Origin of the sequence: Luteimonas wenzhouensis, assembly GCF_007859305.1 — a bacterium.
Taxonomy (GTDB): domain Bacteria; phylum Pseudomonadota; class Gammaproteobacteria; order Xanthomonadales; family Xanthomonadaceae; genus Luteimonas; species Luteimonas wenzhouensis.
Window position 1 is genome coordinate 87,232 of sequence record NZ_VOHE01000004.1, and the last position, 20,796, is coordinate 108,027.

Sequence of the window (20,796 nt, forward strand, 5' to 3'; positions counted from 1 at the left end):
CGTTCACCGGGGTCACGTCGATGGTGACCACGCTGGTGGTGGTGCCGCCGTTGCCGTCGTCGACGGTGACGGTGAACTGGTCGGGGCCGTTGTAGTCCGGATCCGGGGTGTAGGTGTAGGCGCCGGTCTCGGGATCGATGGTGACGCTGCCGTTCGCCGGCGGCGTGGTGACGGTGTAGGTCAGCGTGTCGCCGTCGATGTCGGTGCCGGTCACGGTGCCGGTGACCGGTGTGTCTTCGGGCGTGGTGTGGGCTGCATCGTCCGCCGCCGGAGGACGGTTCGGCGGCGGTGGCGGGGCAGGAGGCGTGCTGTCGCCACCGCTGTCCCCGGACGCCCGGCTGAGCAGGCCCGCGCCGCCGGCAACCCCCAGGATGACGCCAGCCCACGCCGGAAAGCCGCCCGCCTCGGGTAGCAGCAACGCGGCGGCCGCGTAGTCCTCCTGGATCTCGGTGAAGTGGAATTCGCTCCACGGGCTGGTGTACTGGCCCCACCAGGCCACGCCCTCGGCGTCTTCCAGCACCAGGTCGTGGCGCTCGCCGTCCTCGTCGACGACGAAGAAGTTGTGGATCGTGATCGTGCGGCCGTCCTTGAGCACCAGCTGCAGGTCGTCGCCGACGCGCTCGAAGCGCGCCACCTGTTCCGGCCCCAGCTTGAGCCTGATGATGCCGGCCTGGTCGAGGGCGATGTCGCCGGTCCCTGCGGACACGGTGTTGCCGTCAGCCTTATGCACGATCTCTGTGGACACGGATATCTCCAAAGTGGGTGGTCAGGAGGGGCCGGAGCACAGCCGGCCCCGACGGAGCGGCAGGGGGCGCTCGCGTCGCAGGTGATTTCTGTGGTTTTCGCCGAGCCATCCGCGCTGGCGCTCGACGGCGCATTCCAGCAATGGCCGCACCCATCGGGGGGGCATATTTGTAACGGCCATCACACAATTGCGCAAGGCTTGCACCAGTCCCTACGCTCCGGACAGTGGGTGTCCGGGGCGGCGGTCGAGGGAACGTCCTGGCTTGCGTCGGCGTCATCCCCGGCAGGCGTGTGGCGCGAGTGACCCGGCGTCGGGCGCACGTATTGCGCATGGCCCGTCGCGATGCGCGCCGGGACTAGGGGCGAGTGCCTGCACGTGGGCAATAACGCCCGCCTCACCGAACCTCACTGCCGGGTGAGGGTGCGGTCGCGGCTTTCCCTTGGGCTTTCCCTTGTCTTTGCCGTCCCCCTTGGCGAGCGACCGCATGCGACGAAAGGCGTGGATGTCCTGGCTCGAAGCCCCGGCGATCGCCGATCCGGTCGACCGCCGCAACGCCCGGATCCTCCATGTGGCGTTGCTGGTGCTGGGCACCATGCCGCCGCTGCTGTGGCTCTATCGCACAAGCCACAGGGCCAGCTGATCGTGGTCCCGGCGGGGGTGTGCAGCCCCCAGCCGCCCTGGGCCAGGGACCATCCGGACCGGCCGCCCGCGCGCGTACCGTCGCCGGCGACCCGCCGCCCCAGGTTCCGCAGGGTCTGCACGAGTTCGTCCATCGCCAGCGGCTTCACCAGGTACGCGTCGACGCCTGCCCGCAATCCACGCAGGCGGTCGACGCCGCGGCCGTGCGCCGAATAGATCACGATCCCCATCCGCCCGCCAAGCGCGCGCAGGTGGCGGGCGATCTCCACGCCGTCCTCGTCGGGCAGGCCTACGTCCAGCAACACCAGGTCGAAGGGTGCGCGGGTCCATTGCCGATACAGCTCGAGCGCGCTGCGGAACCCCCTCGCCTCGAAGCCCGACGCCTGCAGCGCCGGCAGCAGGATCCGCTCGCGCAACTCCGCGTCGTCCTCGACGACGGCCAGGCGCAGGCTCGGCGCAGGCGCGTCCGGCGTACCCGTCATGGCGCCGGCGGCGCGGACCCGGTCTCGTCGGGCCGCACCGCTTCGGGGCTGACCTTCTCGATCGTGTGCCGCAGCTCGCGGCCGAGGATGATCTTGGCGTCCTTGGCCCAGCCCTCCAGGCGCTGGTCGAACACCAGCTTGCCGTTCTGGTCGAGCTTGACGAGCCCGAGTTCGCGCAGCTTCTGGATGAAGCCGCGGAACAGGCTCCTGTCGAAGAACTCCGGCGCCGCGGGCGCGTACAGCAGGCTCAGCCGCTGCGCCGCGAGCTGGCACAGGCCCTCGAGTTCGGCCGCGCCGAGCGTGCCGGACCCGTTCTTGGCCAGTACCGAGATCGCGATGTAGTAGCGCTCGAACGCCTGCTGCAGCGGATGGCCGAGCGCGCGCAGCCGGAACACCTCGTCGGACTGGCCGGCGTTGCGGGCCAGGATCCCGCCGTCGTCCTCGCCCACCTGCTCGAGCAGGCCCTCGCGCACGAACACCTCGATGGTGCGGCTGATGCGCCCGGCGAAGCCGTCCTCGTCCCAGGGCAGGAACAGTTCGCCCTGCAGGAACGGGTACACCGCGCGGCCGAGCCGCAGCAGGGTGTCGCGCGCCATCCGCCGGTTGTGCTGGAAGCAGCAGGCGATCCAGGCCGAGGCGGTGAACAGGTGCAGCACGTTGTTGCGGAAGTAGCTCAGCAGCACCGCGTCGTCGTCGCCGACGCTGAGCACGTCGCCCAACGGGTGCGGGATGCGGCGCAGCACGCCGATCTCCTCGCCGTGGGCCACGATCTCCTCCGGCGAGTGCGGGGTCACCGTCACCCGGTCGGAGTAGGGGACCTCGGCCAGCAGCATCTTCGACAGCGCGATCTGCGCCAGCAGGTCGGCTTCGCCCATCGCGTGCTTGGGCGTGGACAACAGCGCCAGCGCCAGCAAGTTGATCGGGTTCACGTCCGCGGCGCGGTTGATGTTGACCTGGATCCGCTGCGCGGCCGCGTCCACGGTGCGCGACAGCCACTCGGGCTTGTCCTCGTCCGGGAGCGCCTTGCCGTCCCAGTCGGTCGCATGCTCGGCCAGCAGGTCGGCCAGCGCGATCGGCTCGCCGAAGTTCACCACCACCTGGCCGTAGTTCTGCCGCAGCACCTTCGGAATGCCCCACAGCAAGGCCCAGATCGATTCCTTCTCCTTGGGCTTGCCGCTGAGTTCGTCCAGGTAGCTGTTGCCCTCCATCAGCTTCTCGTAGCCGATGTACACCGGCTGGAACAGCACCGGGCGCGAGAGCTGGCGCAGGTAGGCGCGCACGGTCATCGCGATCATGCCGCCCTTGGGCTGGAGCAGGCGCCCGGTGCGCGAGCGCCCGCCCTCGATGAAGTACTCGATCGAGTAGCCGCCGGCGATCAGCAGCGCCACGTACTCGGCCAGCACCGCCGAATACAGCGCCGAGCCGCGGATCGAGCGGCGGATGAAGAACGCGCCGCCCTTGCGCAGCAGCGAGCCGACCACCGGCAGGTTGAGGTTGATCCCGGCCACGATGTGCGGCGGCACGATGCCCTTGGTGTAGAGCAGGTAGCTCAGCAGCAGGTAGTCCATGTGGCTGCGGTGGCTGGGCACGTAGATCACCTCGTTGCCCGGGGCCACGGCCTTGAGGTGGTCGAGGTGGTGGACCAGCACGCCGCGGTAGATCCGGTTCCACACCGAGGTCAGCAGGAACGAGGCCGAGCGCACCACCGGGTGCGAGTAGTCGGCCGCGATCTCGTAGGCCATCGCGTGGGCCTTCTTCCACGCCTCCTCGACCGAGGTGCCGTCGCGGCGGGCCTGGTCGGCGATCGCGTCCTTGACCGGCTGCGAGGCCAGCACCTTGTCGATCAGCAGCCGGCGGGTGGACAGGTCCGGCCCGATCACCGCCTCGCGCAGGCGGTTGAAGTGGGTGCGCAGCAGGCGCGAGAGCTTGCGCACGCTGCGCTCGGGCGGCAGGTCCTCGGCCAGCAGCGCGCGGATGCTCACCGGGGCGGAGAAGCGCACCAGGGTGTCGCGGCCGTTGAGCAGGATCGCGAGCAGCCGGCGGAAGCGGCCGACGATCGCCCAGTTCTCGGAAAACAGCACCGAGAACCAGCCCGAGGCCTTGTCCGGCGAGCGGCCGACGAAGATCGACACCGGCACCAGCTGCACGTCCAGCGCCGGATCCTCACGGTGGGCGTCGAGCAGGCGCGCCAGCGATTCGGAATGGGTCCGGCGCTGCGGGGCCTGGCCGGTGGCCAGCGCCAGCGCCGAGGACGCGGTGCGCCGCGACAGGGCCACGTAGGCGCGGCGGCGACCGAGCGGATCGCCGGGCAGCGGCCGCAGCGGGGCGGGCATGCCGGCGTCGTGGCAGGCACGGTCGAGGATCAGGGCGTTGGACAGGCCGTAGTCCTCGAGCACGTAGCAGACCGGGCGGCCGTCGACCAGCGAGGCCGGTTCCTGCGGCTCGATCCTCAGGCTGATCCAGGGGCGCAGCAGCCGCCCCAGCAGCCGCGCCCACAGCGGGCGGCTGCCGCGCGCGGGCGTGGCGCGGGCGGGCGGTCCCGCCGGCGCGCGCGGGCCGGCGGGACCGGGGTCGGAGTCGCCGCCCTGGGGCGGCTCGGCCTCGAACAGGTTCGGTTGCGTGGGCATTCGGACCATTATGCCCAAGCCGGTCCGGCGGACCCGGCCGAGGGGTACGGTCAGCGATGTCAAGAGCAGCTGAACGGCTGCGCGGGACCCAGCAATGAACCGTGATTTTCGTCACGCAATCCCACCGGACGGGACTTGCGCGGCTTTACGGTTTGTTTACAAGCAGGGGTGCGGCGAAGGGGGCGCGCGCATTGCAGTGACTTCCCTGTCTCCTGGAGAGGAACCATGTCGCCCCGACCCACCCGACTGGCCATGGCCGTCCGCAGTTGCCTCGTCCTCGCCCTGCTCCCGCTCGCGGCGGCCGCGCAGCAAGAGGATGCGTCCACCCCTTCCACCCGCACCCTGGACGCCGTCCAGGTCACCGGTTCGCGGATCAAGCGCGCCGACCTGGAAACCCAGGTCCCGGTGCAGATCCTCAGCCGCGAGGACATCGACCGCAGCGGCTTCACCTCGGTCGCCGAGGTGGTGCAGGCCCTCACCGCCAGCGGCGCGGCGCTCAACACCAGGTTCAATTCCTCCGGCAACTTCGGCTTCCCGCCCGACGGCGGCGGGGTCGGCGCCGGCGCGGCCACGGTCGACCTGCGCCACCTCGGCGCCAAGCGCGTGCTGGTGCTGGTCGACGGCATCCGCTGGGTCAACGAGTCCTCGGCCTCGGGCGTGGGCTCGGCGGTCGACCTCAACACCATCCCGCTGGCGATCATCGAGCGCATCGAGGTGCTGGAGGACGGCGCCTCGTCGATCTACGGCTCGGACGCGATCGCCGGCGTGGTCAACATCATCACCCGCAAGGACGTCGACGGCGCCAGCGTGCAGCTGCACTACGGCGATTACGGCGGCCTCGCCGGCGGCGAGACCTGGGGCGTGGACCTGGGCTGGGGCGGCAGCAGCGAACGTGCGCGCTGGTTCGTCGGCGCGTCCTACCTCAAGCAGGAGGAAATCGCCTCGACCGGGTACGGCCCGGCCAGCGTGCCGGTGCCGGGCACCGGCCTGGCCAACGGCAGTTCGGCCACGCCGCAGGGGCGGTTCGTGTTCCAGGACCCCGGTACCGGCACCGTCTACGACATCACCCCGGACACCGGCGTATCCGCGCCCGGCTACCTGCCCGGCCTGCCGCCGTGCCGCGACGCCGACGGCAATCCCACCGGGCCGCGCGCCGACGACTTCCACTGCTTCGGCACCGCCGACCGCTTCAACTTCGCCCCCTACAACCTGCTGCTGACCCCGTCCGAGCGCAAGTCGGTGTTCGGCCAGGTGCAATTCGACTTCACCCCGACCTTCGGTGCCTACGCGCGGGTGCTCTACAACGAGCGCGAATCGGCCAACCAGGCCGCGCCCGAGCCGATCTTCCTCGGCACCGACGCCGGCGTGTACAACGAATGGGCCGAGACGCGGCTGGTGATCTCCGCGGCCAATCCCTACAACCCGTTCGGCTTCGACCTGACCACGGTCGGGCCCGACGCCAACCTGTTCCTGCTCGGCCGGCGCCCGGTGGAGGGCGGGCCGCGCCGCTACGTGCAGGAGGTCGAGACCTGGTACGCGGCCTTCGGGCTCAACGGCCTGTTCGATGTCGGCGGCCGCCAGTGGAGCTGGGATCTCAACCTGGTGCGCAGCGAGAGCAAGGCCGAGCAGACCAACACCGGCAGCTACAACGTGCGCCGCATCAACGAGGCCCTGGGCGACCCGGCGGCCTGCGCCGCGATCAGCGGCTGCGTGCCGCTCAACCTGTTCGGCGGCGTCGGCACGATCACCCCGGAGATGCTCGCCTTCATCCAGCCGGTCGTGCGCGACCGCAGCAGCAACGAGCTGAGCGTGGCCTCGGCCAACCTGACCGGCGACCTGTTCGACAATTGGGCCGGCACGGTCGCGTTCGCGGCCGGGGTCGAGTACCGCGAGTACGAGGGCGAGTACCAGCCCGACCCGATCACCGTGGCCGGCGAGTACAACGGCGTGCCCTCCGGCGCCACCCGCGGCCGGTACGACGTGCGCGAGGCCTATGCCGAGCTGCTGGTGCCGCTGGCGCGCGAGGGCCGGTTCGGCAAGAGCCTCGACCTGAGCCTGGCCGGGCGCTGGTCGGACTACTCCAACTTCGGCAGCACCAATACAGGCAAGATCGGCCTGCGATGGCAGGTGGCCGACGAGTTCCTGCTGCGCGGCTCGTTCGCGGAGGGCTTCCGCGCGCCCTCCATCGGCGAGCTGTACGGCACCCTGAGCCGGTTCGACGCGACCCTGGTCGATCCCTGCAACAACGAAGCCTCGACCACCCCACAGTGCGTCGCCGACGGGGTGCCGCCGGGCTACGAGCAGTCCAACCCGCAGATCTCGGTGGTCACCTCGGGCAACGTCGAACTGCAGCCCGAGACCAGCCGCAGCCTGATGCTCGGCGCGGTCTGGAGCCCGTCCTTCGCCGACGATGCGGCCTGGTCGGACGCGCTCGACCTGGGCCTGACCTTCTACCGCCACACCATCGACGGCGCGATCCAGGCGCTGGACGCGCAGACCATCCTCGAGCGCTGCATCGAAGCCCGCGATCCGCTCTCGTGCGGCTTCTACGAGCGCAACGAGCGCGGCCAGATCGTGCGCTTCGACAACATCCTCGGCAACGTCGGCACCATCCGCACCGACGGCTGGGACTTCAGCGCCGACTGGCGCCTGCCCGAGCAGGGCTGGGGCCAGCTGGCCTTCGCCTGGAAGACCACCTGGGTGACGAAGTACGAGCTGGTCAACGAGGCCGGCCAGGCCGAGCCGCGCGCGCCTGGCGTGGAAATCAACAACAGCGCCATCCCGGTGCGCACCTCGACCCTGGCCGCGGTCTGGCGCGGACCCGGCGGCTGGCAGGCGGGCTGGACCGCGCGCTACATCGACCGCCTGCGCGAGTCCTGCGCCGGCGCCAACGGCTTCGACATCTGCGACGACAGCGCCAACGACCGCAACGACCTCGGTGCCACCACCTACCATGACGCGCAGCTGTCCTGGGGCACGGATGCGTGGATGAAGGACTTCCGCCTCACCCTCGGCGTCAACAACGTGTTCGCCAAGGATCCGCCGATCTGCCTGAGCTGCTCGCTCAACGGCTACGACGCCTCGACCTACGACCTGCCGGGCAGGTTCTGGTACGCGCGGGTGGGCTTCGGCTTCTAGCGGGCGTGCCGCCACGCCCCGTCCCGTGCGCGGGAGCGGGGCGTGGTCAGCGCTGCAGCGCGGCTTCGGGCACGTCCAGGTTGAGCGACAGCGCCAGGTGGTCGGAGTAGGCGGCCGGGACCGCGCGCAGGCCTTCGCAGCGCAGGTTGTCGGAGACCAGGATGTGGTCGATCGCGCGCTGCGGCTTCCAGGAGGGGAAGGTATGCACCGCGCACTCGGGCGGCTGCAGGCGGGTCTTGCGGAACAGGTTGCCCATCTCGGGGCAGTCGGCCACACAGTTGAAGTCGCCCATCAGCACCGCGTTGGGGAAGTCCTGCAGCAGCTCGGCGATGAAGTCGAGCTGCATCCGCCGCGATTGCGCGCCCAGCGACAGGTGCGCCACCGCCACCGTGAGCCCCTCGCGCCCGGCGCCGAAGTGCCCCAGCAGCACGCCGCGGCCCGAGAGCCGCCCGGGCAGCGGATGGTCGCTCACCTCCACCGGCTCGAGCCGGCTGAGCAGGCCATTGGCGCTGGAGGCCACGTTGCCCACGCGCCGGTTGGGCTGGTGGGTCCAGTAGTCGAAGCCGGCGCGCTCGGCCAGGTAGTGGGTCTGGTTGGTGAAGCCCGAGCGCCAGCTGCCCGGATCGGCTTCCTGGAGGCCGACGATGTCGTGCTGCCCGACCAGCTCGGCGATCGCGTCCAGCGACACCCGCTTGCCCACCGGCAGCACGTGCGACCAGCTGCGGGTGGCGTAGTCGCTGTAGCGCCGGGTGCTCGATCCTGCCTGGATGTTGGCGCTGAGCAGCCGCAACCGTTGCGTCGACATACCCGCTGCGTCAGCCGCCGGCGCGCACCTGCGCGATCACCCGGTCGGTGTTCTGGATCACCTCTTCGAAGCTGCGGCCCTTGATGCGGTACCGGCCGTTGACGATGATCGTGGGGGTGGAGTTGGCGCGCTGCTGGGCGATGTACTGCCTGGCGCGGCCGAACTTGGCGTTGACCGTGAAGCTGGCCATCGTGCTCACGAACTGGGCCGGGTCGGCGCCGAACTTCGCGTACACGCGGGCGATGTCCTCGGGCGAATCCTGGCCGCGCTCGCCGCGCAGGCTGCGCTCGACGTGGATGGCGTGGAAGATGCCGTCGTGGGCCTTGTCGGCGATGCCCATCGCCTCGGCGGCGTAGTAGGCGCGCACGTACGGGTCCCAGTTGCCGCCGAAGGCGGCCGGCACGTAGGTGAAGCGCACGTCGGCCGGCTGGCGCGCCTTCCAGCTGTTGACCAGCGGCTGGAACATGGCGCAGGCCGGGCAGACGTAGTTGAACACCTCGACCACCTCGATCTTGCCGTCGAGCGGCTCGAACGGCTGCCCGCCCTGGATCAGGTCGTAGTGCTCGCCCTGCGCGGCGAAGGTGACGGCGGGCGTGCCCGCGTCGGCGGGCGCCGGTGCCGCGGACGCGCCGGCGCCGGCGTCCGCTTCCGCCCCCGGCTCCCCGGCGGCTGCGGCTGCTTCCGCGGACGCGGCGGGATCCAGCGCCGGTTCGCCGGCGATCGCCTCGTGCGGGGCCGGGTCGGCAGCCTGGCCGGCGGCCGCGTCGGCGGCCGGTGCGGGGGCGGCCGCGTCCGGCGTGGACGGCTGGCAGGCGGCCAGCAGCAACACCAGGGCGGCGGTGGAGAGGACACGTCGTGGAACGGAGCGGAGGTTCATCTGCAATGGCTTCCTGGCACGTAGGCGGTCAAGCGTACCGCGGCGCGGCCCGGGCCTGGCGCGGCGGTCAGCGGGCAGCGGCGCGTTCGCGTTCCATCGCGACCAGGCCGTCGGCGATGCGCAGGCTGTCGTCGAGCGTGCGTGCCTGTACGCGGTACCTGCCGTTGATAATGAGGGTCGGTGTGCCCTGGATCCCGCTGCGCACGGCGAACGCGTACGCGGCGTTCATCTTTTCGTCAGTCGCCGGGGCGTCCATGGCCGCGGCGACGGCCGCCGGATCCAGGCCCTCGCCGGCGAGGAACGCCACGATTTCCGCGCGCGAGGCGTTGTGCGCCGGCAGCGTGGCCTCGCGGTGGATCGCGTCGAACACCCGCGGGTGCAGCTCGGCCGCCCGGCTCAGGGCCTCGAGCGCGAAGTAGCCGCGGGCGTAGGCGTTGTCGGGCTGGTAGGCCGCGGGGACGTGGTACACCCGGACGTCCGCGCCGGCGCGCCGCGTCCATTGGGCGAGCATCGGCCGGAACCGGTCGCAGTGGCCGCAGGGGTAGGCGAAGACCTCGACCACCTCGATCGTGCCCGGCTCCGGGCGCCAGCGCTCGCCGCCGGGGATGCGGACATAGTCCACGCCCTCCACCGGCGCCTGCGCGGCCGCCGGCGCGACGGGCGCCAGCGCCAGCAGGCACAGCAGCAGGGACAGGCGGGTCAGCACGGGCGCGCAGGGGCCGGCGGCGGCCGGCCGGGTCAGCTGCCCTGGGCGTCGGCCTCGGCGGCCGGTTCGGCCGGCTCGGCCGGTGCGGGGGCGGCGGCGGGCGCCGGGGCGGCCGTCGCGGCCGCTTCCATCGCCGCCAGCGTGGCGGCGTCGGGGCGCTCGTGCAGGCCCTGCAGGTAGCTGGCCAGGGCCTGGATCTCCTGGTCGCTCAGCGGCGCGGCGATCTGGGCCATGATGTCGAACAGGCGGCGGTCCTGCAGGCTGGTGGTGCCCTGGCGGTATTCCTGCAGGCGGCGTTCGACGTAGGCCGCTTCCTGCCCGGCGACGGCCGGGTAGGCGGGGCCCGGGTTGCCGGCGCCGGCCGGACCGTGGCAGGCCAGGCACGCGGGCACGCCGCGGCTGGCGTCGCCGGCGCGGTAGAGCTTCTCGCCGATCTCGTAGAACTTCATCCCGTCGTAGGGGCCGCCCGCGACCGGGGAGTCGTCGGCCAGCCCGGCGCCGGCGGCCTTGGTGGCGAAGAACGCGCCCAGGTCGCGCATGTCCTGCGGCGACAGCGGGGTCGCGAACGGGATCATTGCCGCGGCCATGCCGCTGTTGCGCTCGCCGCTCTTGAACAGGGCCAGCTGCTGGGCGACATAGCGCTCGCTCTGCCCGGCGATGCGCGGGTAGGGCAGGCCGTCGGGCGGGTTGCCGTCGAGGCCGTGGCAGGCCGCGCAGGGCGCGGCCAGGCTGGCGCCGCGCTCGGGGTCGCCGGCCTGGGTGGTGGCCAGGGCGGCCAGCGCGCCGCTGTCCAGCGGCGCGACCTCGACCGGCGGGTTCTCCGGCAGCGGCTCGACGGTGGACTGGGCGAACGCGACGGCGCCGGCCACGAGGGCAACGAAACCGGCGAAACCGATGGCGCGGGCGTGGCGCATTGCTTGGCTCCGGGAAAACGGTAACGCGGCCGCCGGGGCGCGGTCGCAAGACCGGGATTATCGCGGTGGCCCACCGGGACGGTCAAACCGGCCCCTGCGCCGTGAGAAGCTAGGCGGCCAAGCCGCCCGTTCCCTGGACCTTTCCGGATGTCGAACCCGTTCGTGCGCGCCAGCTACCTGCTGGCCGCCCATACCCCCCGGCAGCTGCCGCCCGACGGCGGCGCCGAGGTCGCCTTCGCCGGCCGATCCAACGCCGGCAAGTCCAGTGCCCTCAACGCCCTGTGCCAGCAGAACGCGCTGGCGCGGGTGTCCAGGACCCCGGGCCGGACCCAGCAGCTGGTGTATTTCGCCCTGCCGCCGCACGAGGGCAAGTACCTGGTCGACCTGCCGGGCTACGGCTACGCCAGGGTGCCGATGGCCCTGCGCGAGCACTGGCAGGCCTTCATCGACGGCTGGTTCCGGGACCGGGCCGCGCTGCGCGGACTGGTGGTGGTGATGGACATCCGCCATCCGCTCAAGGACTACGACCAGCAGATGCTCGGCTATGCCGTCCGCCGCGGCCTGCCCGCGCATGCGCTGCTGACCAAGGCCGACAAGCTCTCGCGCGGCGCCGCCGGCAACGCGGTGCAGGCGGTGCGCCGCCAGCTCGCGGGCGCGTACGGCGACAGCGTCGGCGTGCAGGCCTTCTCGGCCGAGAACAAGATGGGCGTGGACGAGCTCAGGGCGGTCGTCGCCGGCTGGCTGGAACTCTAGGCCGGCCCCGGCCGCGCGGCGCGGCGCCGGCCTGCGCGGTTCCAATCGGTCGCGACAGGTGGTGCACTGGACCCGGCCCGTCCTGCCGGGGGCACGGAGGGGCCGGCGGCCGGCCGTCGGGGAGAGACATGCACGCAAACATCCCGTCGCAGCGTTTGCAGGGTCTGCTGGGCACCGATGCCGGCCTGTCGCAGGCCGAGGCCGCGCTGCGCCGCGCGCACTACGGCCGCAACGACATCGTCGAGGCGCCGCCGCCGACCTGGTGGATGCTGGCGCGCGAGACCCTGCGCGACCCGATGCTGTGGTTCCTGCTGGGCACCGCGGCGCTGTTCGCCTGGCTGGGCGACCGCGTGGAGGCGACCATCCTGCTGGCCGCTTTGATTCCGCTGGTCGGCATGGACGCCTACCTGCACCGCCGGACCCAGGCCTCCACCCAGGGCCTGGCCAGCCGTCTGGCCGGCACCGCCCGGGTGCTGCGCGATGGTGCCTGGACCACGCTCCCGTCCGGTGAACTGGTGCCCGGCGACCTGGTCGAGGTGGGCCCCGGCGAGGCGGTGCCCGCCGACGCCCTGGTGCACGCGGGCGAGGGCCTGCAGGTGGACGAGTCGATGCTCAGCGGGGAGTCGCTGCCGGTCTCCAAGCAGCCGCTGCCGGCCGGCGCGACGGCCGCCGCGCCGGGGCACTGGATGGCCGCCGGTACGCGCCTGCTCACCGGGACCGCCCGGATGCGCGTCGCCTACACCGGGGCCGAGACGCTGTACGGCGATATCGTGCGCCTGGCGGTGCAGGGCTCGCATGCGCGCACGCCGCTGCAGCAGGCGATCGCGCGCCTGGTCGGCGTGCTGCTGGTGGCCGCGCTGGCGATCTGCGTGCTGCTGGCGGCGATCCGGCTGCTCCAGGGCCACGGCCTGGTCGATGCCCTGCTCAGCGCCGTGACCCTGGCGGTCGCGGCGTTGCCGGAGGAATTCCCGGTGGTGTTCACCTTCTTCCTGGGCGCGGGCGTGTACCGGCTGGCGCGGCGCCAGGCGCTGGTGCGGCGCGCGGTGGCGGTGGAGAACATCGGCCGGGTCAGCTGCATCTGCTCGGACAAGACCGGGACCATGACCGAAGGCCGGCTGGCGCTGGTCCACCGGCTGCCGGCTGCAGGGCTGGATGCCGATGCGCTGCTGGGGCTCGCGGCCCTGGCCTGCCGCGGCGACAGCGGCGATCCGCTCGACGAGGCGATCCTGGCGCTCGTCGCGCCTGCCGCCGAGGGGGCGCCCGGGCCGCTGCGGGTGTTCCCGTTCACCGAGGCGCGCCGGCGCGAAACCGCGCTCTGGCCGGCGGCCGGCGGCGCGGTGCGGGCGGTCACCAAGGGCGCGCCGGAAACCGTGCTCGCCCTGTGCACCCTGGCCCCGGAAGAGGCCGACGCCTGGCGCGACCGCGTGGCCGGGCATGCCGACGCGGGGCACAAGGTCATCGCCTTCGCCTCGCGCACGCTGCAGGCCGTCGACCCCGACGCCGCCGAGCCGGATGCGGGGTTCGCCTTCGCCGGCCTGCTGGTGTTCGCCGATCCGCTGCGCGCGGGCGTGCGCGAGGCGGTGCGCGCCTGCGACGAGGCCGGCATCCGCGTGATCATGGTCACTGGCGACCATCCCGGCACCGCGCGCGCCATCGCCCGCGAGGCGGGGCTGGGCGGAGGCGAGCCGCGGGTCGCGACGATGGACGAACTGGGGCAGGACGAGGCGGCCCTGGCCGAAGTCGACGTGGTGGCGCGCGCGGTGCCGGCGCAGAAGCTCGAGCTGGTGCAGCGGCTGCAGCGCCAGGGCGAGATCGTGGCGGTGACCGGCGACGGCGTGAACGATGCGCCGGCCCTGCAGGCGGCCGACATCGGCATCGCGATGGGTGGCTCGGGCTCGCAGAGCAGCCGCGAGCTGGCCTCGATCGTGCTGCTCGACGACAACTTCCGCACCATCGTGGGTGCGATCGCCGAAGGCCGGCAGCTGTTCCGCAACCTGCAGTCGAGTTTCGCCTACCTGCTGGTGGTGCACCTGCCGCTGGTGCTGACCGCGGCGCTGGTGCCGCTGGCGGGCCAGCCGCTGCTGTACCTGCCGATCCACATCGTCTGGCTGGAGCTGCTGATCCATCCCACCGCGCTGCTGGCGTTCCAGGATCCGCCGCCGCCCGGGCGCATGGCCCCGGCCGACCGGGGCCGGCGCGCCGCCTTCTTCGGGCGCCGGGCCTGGGCCGCGATCGTGCTCACCGGGCTGGCCGTGACCGCGGCGGTCCTGCTCGCCTATCGCGCCGGACTGGCCGCGGGCGATCCGACGCTCGCCCGCACCCTGGCCATGGCCACCCTGGTGCTGGCCAGCGTGGCGGCCACCGCGGTGCTGTCGCGGCTGTCCTCGCCCACGGCGCGCGCGGTGGCGCTGGCTTCGGCGGCTTCGCTGGTGCTGCTGGTCCAGGTGCCGGCGCTGGCCGACTGGGTGCACCTGCGGCCGCTGGGCCCGGGCGAGTGGGCGCTGGCCGCGGTGGCCGGCCTCGGGACGGGCAGCCTGGCGCAGCTGTCCACCCGCTGGAGCGGACGGCCGCGGCGGCGCGCCCGCGCGCTGGCCGGCGCCGGCTGAGCGGCGGCACGCCCGCGGCCCGGGCTCAGTCGAGTTCCAGGATCAGCGGCGCGCGGGCCGGCAGGCGCAGCACCTCGCCCAGCGGCATCCGCCGGCCGGTCAGCACGTCGGTGCCGGTGCGCGCGTCGCCGATCGACCCGGCAAAGCGTCCGAGCGCGAGCGGCGCATCCGCCGGGTTGCGGTTGAGCGCGACCATCACCTTGCGGCCTTCGTGTTCGCGGAAGTACACGTACACCCCGTCTTCCGGGGCGTAGTGCACGAGGCTGCCCGCGTGCACCGCGGTCGCGCCCTTGCGCCAGTTGAACAGCCGGCGCACGAACTCCCGGGCCTCGCGCTGCCGTGCGTCCAGGCCCTCGCCGGTGAAGGCGTTGGCCGCGTCGCCGGCCCAGCCGCCGGGCATGTCCGCGCGCAGCTGGCCGTCGTGGCGTTCGGCCGGGCCGCGCAGCAGCACCTCCGAACCGTAGTAGAACTGCGGCACACCGCGGATGGTCGCGACCCAGGCCAGGCCGAGTTTCCACAGCCCGAGGTCGCCGTCGACGTGGGCCAGCAGCCGGGTGGTGTCGTGGTTTTCGGCAAACACCACCAGCGCGCCAGGGTCCGGATACAGGAAGTCGTTGGCCAGCGCCTCGTACAGTGGCATCCAGCCGCTTTCCCAGGTGTCCGGCCGCAGCAGCGCATCGCGCAGGGCGATGTGGGTGGGGAAGTCCATCATGCTGGTCATGTGCGGCACGTGGCCGCTGGCGTTGGCCTTGCCGCGCTGCCAGTGGGCGACGATCGCCGGGTTCGGGCTCCACTCCTCGCCGACCATGTCGAAGTCGGGGTATTCGTCCATCACCGCTTTCGCCCACCGCGACAGGAAGTCCGCGTCGGCGTAGCCGAAGGTGTCCTCGCGGATGCCGGCCAGGCCGGCGTACTCGATCCACCACAGGGTGTTCTGGACCAGGTAACGTGCCAGGTGCGGATTGCGCTGGTTGAGGTCGGGCATGGCCTCGACGAACCAGCCGTCGGTGAAGCCGGCGCGGTCGCCGGGCGCGGCGTAGGGGTCCTGGATCGTGGTGCGGCGGTGGTTGGTGGGGACGAAGCGGCCGCCGTGGTTGATCCAGTCGCGGCTGGGCAGGTCGCGCATCCACCAGTGCTCCGAGCCGATGTGGTTGAGCACCACGTCCATGATGATGCCGATGCCGTGTTCGCGGGCCTCGCGCGCCAGCGCGCGGAAGTCCTCGTTGCTGCCCATGCGCGGGTCGACCCTGTACAGGTCGGTGATCGCGTAGCCGTGGTAGGAGGTGGAGGCCTGGTCGTTCTCCAGCACCGGCGTGGGCCAGATGCGGGTGAAGCCGAGGCTGGCGATGTAGTCCAGGTGTGCGCGGATGCCGGCCAGGTCGCCGCCGTGGCGGCCATCCGGATCGGCGCGGTTGGCGCCCTCGCGCATGCCGGCGACGGTGTCGTTGGACGGATCGCCGTTGGCGAAGCGGTCGGGGGTGATCAGGTAGATTGCGTCGCGGGTCTTGAACCCGCGCGGTGGCGCGGGCTCGCGCGCGTCGATGCGCCAGGGATGCCGGGCGACCACCGCGTCCCCGTCGAGCAGCTCGATCGCCAGTTCGCCAGGCGCGGCGTCCTCGTCGATGGCCACGGTGACGAACAGGTAGTTCGGACTGTCCAGCGCGGCGGTGCCCAGCACCCGCACCCCGGGATGGGTGGTGCGTGCCTGCAGGGCCGCGATGTCGCGGCCGTGCAGCATCAGCTCCACTTCACTGTGGCGCATGCCCACCCACCAGTTGGCCGGCTCCACCCGCGCGAGCGTGGCGGCGTGCAGCGGGGCGAGCCAGGCCAGCAGCAGGCAGGCGAGCAGGGCGATCGGCCTCATGGTGCGTGTCTCCAGGTTGGAACCGGGCCCGAGGCTAGCGACCGGATCGCCGCAGGGGAATGCGAGGCGCGATGAATTCGTATGCATCCACCCACCGGCGCGCGCCGAGGCCGCGCGCGCCGGTGGCACGCCTGCGTTCCAGCGCCGGAATGCCGCGCCGGCCCGCCTCGCCCCATAATGCGCTGCGACCGCCCGCGTGCCGCGGCACGTGTCCAACCGAGCGATTTGCATGTCCAGCCCCAGCCACGCAGGCGATACCCCGATCATCCGTCGCGACCAGTTGGCCGCGGTGCTGGCCGACGGCGAAAAGCCGCGCGGGGACTGGCGCATCGGCACCGAGCACGAGAAGTTCGGCTTCCGCACCGACGACCTGCGGCCCCCCGGGTTCGACGGCGAGCGCGGCATCGAGGCGCTGCTCAAGGGGCTCACCCGCTTCGGCTGGGACGCGGTGGAGGAGGGCGGCCGGACGATCGCCCTGTACAAGGACGGCGCCTCGGTGACGCTGGAGCCGGCCGGGCAGCTCGAACTTTCCGGCGCGCCGCTCGAGCACATCCACCAGACCTGCCGCGAGGTGGGCAGCCACCTGCGCGAGGTGCGCGCGGTGGCCGACGAACTGGGCCTGGGCTTCCTCGGCATGGGCTTCCAGCCCAAGTGGCGGCGCGAGGACATGCCGTGGATGCCCAAGGGCCGCTACCGGATCATGCGCGAATACATGCCGAAGGTGGGCGGCCTCGGCCTGGACATGATGACCCGCACCTGCACCGTGCAGGTCAACCTGGACTACGCCTCCGAAGCCGACATGGTGAAGAAGTTCCGCGTCGCGCTGGCGTTGCAGCCGGTGGCGACCGCGCTGTTCGCCGACTCGCCGTTCACCGAAGGCCGGCCCAACGGTTTCCTCAGCTACCGCTCGCACATCTGGACCGACACCGATCCCGACCGCACCGGCATGCTCGACTTCGTGTTCGAGGACGGCTTCGGCTACGAGCGCTACGTCGAGTACCTGCTCGACGTGCCGATGTATTTCGTCTACCGCGACGGCCGCTACATCGACGTGGCCGGCAAGTCGTTCCGCGACTTCCTCGTCGGCCGGCTCGACGTGCTGCCCGGCGAGCTGCCGACCCTGCGCGACTGGAACGACCACATGACCACGGCGTTCCCCGAGGTGCGGCTGAAGAAGTACCTGGAGATGCGCGGCGCCGATGGCGGTCCCTGGAACCGGCTGTGCGCGCTGCCGGCGTTCTGGGTCGGCCTGCTCTACGACGATGCCGCGCTCGACGCGGCCTGGGACCTGGTCAAGGACTTCACTCGCGCCGAGCGGCACGCGCTGCGCGACGGCGTGCCGAAGCACGCGCTGGGCCTGCCGTTCCGCGGCACCACCGTGCGCGAGCTGGCGCGCCGGGCGCTGGAGATCGCGGCTGCGGGACTGGCCCGGCGCGGCTGCCGCAACGAATCCGGCGACGACGAGCGCGAATTCCTGGCGCCGCTGCTGGAAGTGGTGGACGCCGGTGAAACCCCGGCCGAGCGCAAGCTCGCGCTCTACCACGGGCCCTGGCAGGGCGACGTCGACCGGGTGTTCCGCGAGTTCGCCTATTGAGACGCGGGGGCCCGGACGGCCGGAGTGTGCGGTCGACGGGCGGCGGGCGCGGGGGGCACGGTGACCGCGCGGGTGCCTATGGCGTCCGTCAGCCCGTACCGGACCGGCAGCGCCGGGTCGCGGACCCTTGGCCGTCCGGCGACGGTGGCCAGGACGATCCAGGGCGGCACGGCCGGCCCGTGGTGGCCCTTGCCGGCCGGCGGGGCCGGGCATCGCGGCTGCGCCCGCAAGGTTGCGCCGGCAACGAATGCTGCGCTGCGTCAGCAAACGCGCTAACGTTTTCCGGATGAACATCCCCGACGGCCCGCTCCGCGAGCAACTCGACTTCGCCCAGACCGATGCGCTGCTGCGCGACGATGTCCGCCGCCTCGGCGCGCTGGTGGGCGAAGTGCTCGCCGAACAGGGATCGCCCGCGCTGCTGGAGGAGGTCGAGGCGATCCGCCGCGCGGCGATCGCGCGGCGCGAGCAGGGCCTTCCGGTCGATGCGCTGGCCGAGGAGATGGCGCGCGTTCCGGTGGACGACGCCGAGCTCGTGGTGCGCGCCTTCTCCACCTATTTCAGCGCCATCAACGTGGCCGAGCGGGTGCATCGCATCCGCCGCCGGCGCGACTACGAACGCATCAGCGACCTGCCGCAGCCCGGCGGTTTCGAGGCGGTGCTGCGCGACCTGCGCGCGGACGGAGTGACCTTCGAGGAGCTGGAGGCCACGTTGCCGCGACTGTGGGTCGAGCCGGTGTTCACCGCGCATCCGACCGAGGCGGTGCGCCGGGTGATGCTGGAGAAGGAGCGCGAGATCGTCGAACGCCTGGTCGAGGACATCGACCGCACGCGCACGCCGGTCGAGCGCCGGGTGGGGCTCGAGCGCATCCGGCTCTCGCTCACCGCCGGCTGGCAGACCAGCGACACCCCCGAGCACCGGCCCACGGTCGCCGACGAGGTCGAGCACGTCAGCTACTACCTCGCCAGCGTGCTCTACCGGGTGGTGCCGGTGTACTACGAGGCGTTCGCCGACGCGATCGAGGCGGTGTACGGGCGCCGGATCACGCTGCCGCAGGTGCTGCGCTTCGGCAGCTGGGTCGGCGGCGACATGGACGGCAACCCCAACGTCAACGCCGAGACCATCCGCGCGGCGCTCGACGCCCAGCGCGCCCAGGCCATCGCCCAGTACCGCGCCGACCTGCGTGCGCTCGGCAACATGCTCACCCAGTCGCTGGGCCGGGTGGGCGTGGACGAGGCGGTGGTGGCCCGCACCGACGCCTACATCGAACAGCTGCCCGAGGCCGCGGCCCGGCTGCGCCCGCGGCTGGCCGACATGCCGTACCGGCGCCTGCTGGACATGATGAAGGCGCGCCTGGCGCTCGCCGCCGAGGGCGATGGCAAGGGCTATGCCTCGGCGCGAGAGTTCATCGCCGACCTGGAGCTGATCGACGCCAGCCTGGCCAACCACCGCGGCGAACACGCCGGCCGCTTCGCGCTGCAGCGCGTGCTGTGGCGCGCGCGCACCTTCGGCTTCCACCTGGCCGCGCTCGACCTGCGCCAGGATTCGGCCGCGCACGACGCCGCCCTGGCCCAGCTGCTCGGCGACCCCGACTGGGCGGGCCGCGACGCCGCCGAACGCACCGCGCGGCTGCAGGCGCTGCTCGCCGACCCGCCCGCGGCCCCCGGCGATGCCGCTGGCGTGCTCGGCTCCACGCTGGCGGTGTTCCGCACCGTGCTCGACATGCGCCGCCAGCACGGCGTCGAGGCGATCGGCCTGTACATCATCAGCATGAGCCGCAGCGCCGCCGACGCGCTGGCGGTGCTGGCGCTTGCGCGCGTGGCCGGCTGCGTCGAGGACGGTACCGTGCCGCTGGACATCACCCCGCTGTTCGAGACCGTCGGCGACCTCGAGGCCGCGGCCGGGGTGATGCGCTCGCTGTTCGAGGACCCGGTGTACCGCGAGCACCTGGCCGCGCGCGGCAACGAGCAGACCGTGATGCTGGGCTACTCGGACAGCGCCAAGGACGGCGGCCTGTTCGCCTCGCGCTGGGCGCTGCAGTGCACCCAGGTCGCGCTCACCGAGCTGGCCGACGAGTTCGGCGTGCGGATCATGTTCTTCCACGGCCGCGGCGGCTCGGTCAGCCGCGGCGGCGGCAAGACCGAGCGCGCGATCATCGCCGCGCCGCGCGGCTCGGTGAACGGCTCGATGCGGGTCACCGAGCAGGGCGAGGTGATCCACCGCAAGTACGGCATCCGCGCGCTGGCGCTGCGCAACCTCGAGCAGACTACCGGCGCGGTGCTGCGCGCCACCCTGCGGCCGCGGCCGCGCGACCCGCGCGAGATGCGCTGGCGCGAGATCGCGCGGCACCTGGCCGAGGAGTCACGCGCGCATTACCGGGCGCTGGTCCACGACCACCCCGACTTTCCGGCCTACTTCCGCGCCGCGACCCCGGTGGACGTGATCGAGCGCATGCAGATCGGTTCGCGTCCGTCGCGCCGCCGCGAAGGCGGCATCAGCAACCTGCGGGCGATCCCCTGGGTGTTCGCCTGGTCGCAGAACCGCTCCGGACTGACCGGCTGGTACGGTATCGGCCACGCGCTGCAGGTGGGGGTGCAGGCCTACGGCCAGGAGGCGATGACGGAGATGGCGGCCGACTGGCCGTTCTTCGCCGCCATGCTCGACGATGTCGAAATGCTGCTGGCCAAGTCGGACCTGGCGATCTTCGAACGCTACTCGCGGCTCGCCGGCCCGCTGCACGACGAGTTCCACCCGCGCATCGCCGAGGAGTTCCTGCGCACCTGCGACGCGATCCTGCTGCTCAAGCAGCGCGACGCCATCCTCGCCGACGACTACCGCCTGCGCCTGTCGATCCGCCTGCGCAATCCCTACGTCGACCCGCTGAGCCTGCTGCAGGTCGACCTGCTGCAGCGCTGGCGCGAAGGCGGGCGCGAGGACGAGGACCTGCTGCGCGCCCTGGTCTCCACGGTCAACGGCATCTCGGCCGGGATCCAGAATACCGGCTGAGCAACTGCAAGGCGCGACCGCCGCGCTTCGCCGCCCATGTGG

The 20,796-nt window shown here is 72.3% G+C and carries 13 protein-coding genes; 5 read left to right on the forward strand and 8 right to left on the reverse strand.

The window, feature by feature from the left end:
* The 3 genes from FQY79_RS15375 to plsB all read right to left on the reverse strand — a co-directional run.
* Window positions 1-745: BapA/Bap/LapF family prefix-like domain-containing protein (locus FQY79_RS15375; RefSeq protein ID WP_186759906.1), on the reverse strand; the 745-nt coding region annotated here is incomplete at its 3' end.
* Between the two features lie 404 nt (window positions 746-1,149).
* Entirely contained in the window at window positions 1,150-1,866 is a 717-nt protein-coding gene (locus FQY79_RS09130; protein ID WP_146312619.1) for a response regulator transcription factor, read from the reverse strand.
* The gene (plsB, locus tag FQY79_RS09135) at window positions 1,863-4,502 is read right to left on the reverse strand and encodes a glycerol-3-phosphate 1-O-acyltransferase PlsB (RefSeq protein WP_146312620.1); all 2,640 of its coding nucleotides are present in this window, start codon (window positions 4,500-4,502) and stop codon (window positions 1,863-1,865) included. Before plsB ends, FQY79_RS09130 begins: the two co-directional genes overlap by 4 nt.
* 216 nt (window positions 4,503-4,718) lie before the next feature.
* Between plsB and FQY79_RS09140 the strand changes: the two genes are divergently transcribed.
* Window positions 4,719-7,631 carry a TonB-dependent receptor plug domain-containing protein gene (locus FQY79_RS09140; protein ID WP_246123065.1) on the forward strand — a complete coding sequence of 971 codons (2,913 nt, stop codon included), beginning with the start codon at window positions 4,719-4,721 and terminating at the stop codon, window positions 7,629-7,631.
* A gap of 46 nt (window positions 7,632-7,677) precedes the next feature.
* Here the strand turns inward: FQY79_RS09140 and FQY79_RS09145 are convergent, their stop codons facing one another.
* From FQY79_RS09145 to FQY79_RS09160, 4 genes are all read right to left on the reverse strand, one after another.
* On the reverse strand, window positions 7,678-8,415 hold the full coding sequence (locus FQY79_RS09145; RefSeq protein ID WP_146312805.1) for an endonuclease/exonuclease/phosphatase family protein: 738 nt from the start codon (window positions 8,413-8,415) through the stop codon (window positions 7,678-7,680).
* Window positions 8,416-8,446: 31 nt separating this feature from the next.
* Entirely contained in the window at window positions 8,447-9,313 is an 867-nt protein-coding gene (locus FQY79_RS09150) for a thiol:disulfide interchange protein DsbA/DsbL (RefSeq protein ID WP_146312621.1), read from the reverse strand.
* 67 nt (window positions 9,314-9,380) lie between these two features.
* Window positions 9,381-10,019: a thiol:disulfide interchange protein DsbA/DsbL gene (locus FQY79_RS09155; RefSeq protein WP_246123066.1), complete on the reverse strand. Its 639-nt coding sequence runs from the start codon at window positions 10,017-10,019 to the stop codon at window positions 9,381-9,383.
* A gap of 32 nt (window positions 10,020-10,051) precedes the next feature.
* Window positions 10,052-10,933, reverse strand: a complete 882-nt coding sequence (locus FQY79_RS09160) for a c-type cytochrome (RefSeq protein ID WP_146312622.1) — start codon at window positions 10,931-10,933, stop codon at window positions 10,052-10,054.
* Between the two features lie 147 nt (window positions 10,934-11,080).
* On the opposite strand from FQY79_RS09160, the gene yihA reads away from it, so the two are divergent.
* Together yihA and FQY79_RS09170 are read left to right on the forward strand one after the other, a co-directional pair.
* Window positions 11,081-11,686, forward strand: a complete 606-nt coding sequence (gene yihA, locus FQY79_RS09165; RefSeq protein WP_146312623.1) for a ribosome biogenesis GTP-binding protein YihA/YsxC — start codon at window positions 11,081-11,083, stop codon at window positions 11,684-11,686.
* Between the two features lie 128 nt (window positions 11,687-11,814).
* A complete protein-coding gene (locus FQY79_RS09170) occupies window positions 11,815-14,292 on the forward strand; it encodes a cation-translocating P-type ATPase (protein ID WP_146312624.1) in 2,478 nt (825 codons plus the stop codon).
* 25 nt (window positions 14,293-14,317) lie between these two features.
* Here the strand turns inward: FQY79_RS09170 and FQY79_RS09175 are convergent, their stop codons facing one another.
* Window positions 14,318-16,156 carry a glycoside hydrolase family 13 protein gene (locus FQY79_RS09175; RefSeq protein ID WP_146312625.1) on the reverse strand — a complete coding sequence of 613 codons (1,839 nt, stop codon included), beginning with the start codon at window positions 16,154-16,156 and terminating at the stop codon, window positions 14,318-14,320.
* A 229-nt stretch (window positions 16,157-16,385) separates the two neighbouring features.
* Between FQY79_RS09175 and FQY79_RS09180 the strand changes: the two genes are divergently transcribed.
* Entirely contained in the window at window positions 16,386-17,750 is a 1,365-nt protein-coding gene (locus FQY79_RS09180) for a glutamate--cysteine ligase (RefSeq protein ID WP_146312626.1), read from the forward strand.
* Window positions 17,751-18,036: 286 nt separating this feature from the next.
* A complete protein-coding gene (ppc, locus tag FQY79_RS09185) occupies window positions 18,037-20,754 on the forward strand; it encodes a phosphoenolpyruvate carboxylase (protein WP_146312627.1) in 2,718 nt (905 codons plus the stop codon).
* Window positions 20,755-20,796: the final 42 nt, after the last annotated feature.

Excerpts from the sequence above, each read along its gene's own strand:
- plsB (WP_146312620.1), bottom strand. The coding sequence starts at position 4,502 with ATGGTCCGAATGCCCACGCAACCGAACCTGTTCGAGGCCGAGCCGCCC.
- FQY79_RS09140 (WP_246123065.1), top strand. The coding sequence starts at position 4,719 with ATGTCGCCCCGACCCACCCGACTGGCCATGGCCGTCCGCAGTTGCCTC.
- FQY79_RS09160 (WP_146312622.1), bottom strand. The coding sequence starts at position 10,933 with ATGCGCCACGCCCGCGCCATCGGTTTCGCCGGTTTCGTTGCCCTCGTG.
- yihA (WP_146312623.1), top strand. The coding sequence starts at position 11,081 with ATGTCGAACCCGTTCGTGCGCGCCAGCTACCTGCTGGCCGCCCATACC.
- FQY79_RS09150 (WP_146312621.1), bottom strand. The coding sequence starts at position 9,313 with ATGAACCTCCGCTCCGTTCCACGACGTGTCCTCTCCACCGCCGCCCTG.
- ppc (WP_146312627.1), top strand. The coding sequence starts at position 18,037 with ATGAACATCCCCGACGGCCCGCTCCGCGAGCAACTCGACTTCGCCCAG.
- FQY79_RS09175 (WP_146312625.1), bottom strand. The coding sequence starts at position 16,156 with ATGAGGCCGATCGCCCTGCTCGCCTGCCTGCTGCTGGCCTGGCTCGCC.
- FQY79_RS09180 (WP_146312626.1), top strand. The coding sequence starts at position 16,386 with ATGTCCAGCCCCAGCCACGCAGGCGATACCCCGATCATCCGTCGCGAC.
- FQY79_RS09130 (WP_146312619.1), bottom strand. The coding sequence starts at position 1,866 with ATGACGGGTACGCCGGACGCGCCTGCGCCGAGCCTGCGCCTGGCCGTC.
- FQY79_RS09170 (WP_146312624.1), top strand. The coding sequence starts at position 11,815 with ATGCACGCAAACATCCCGTCGCAGCGTTTGCAGGGTCTGCTGGGCACC.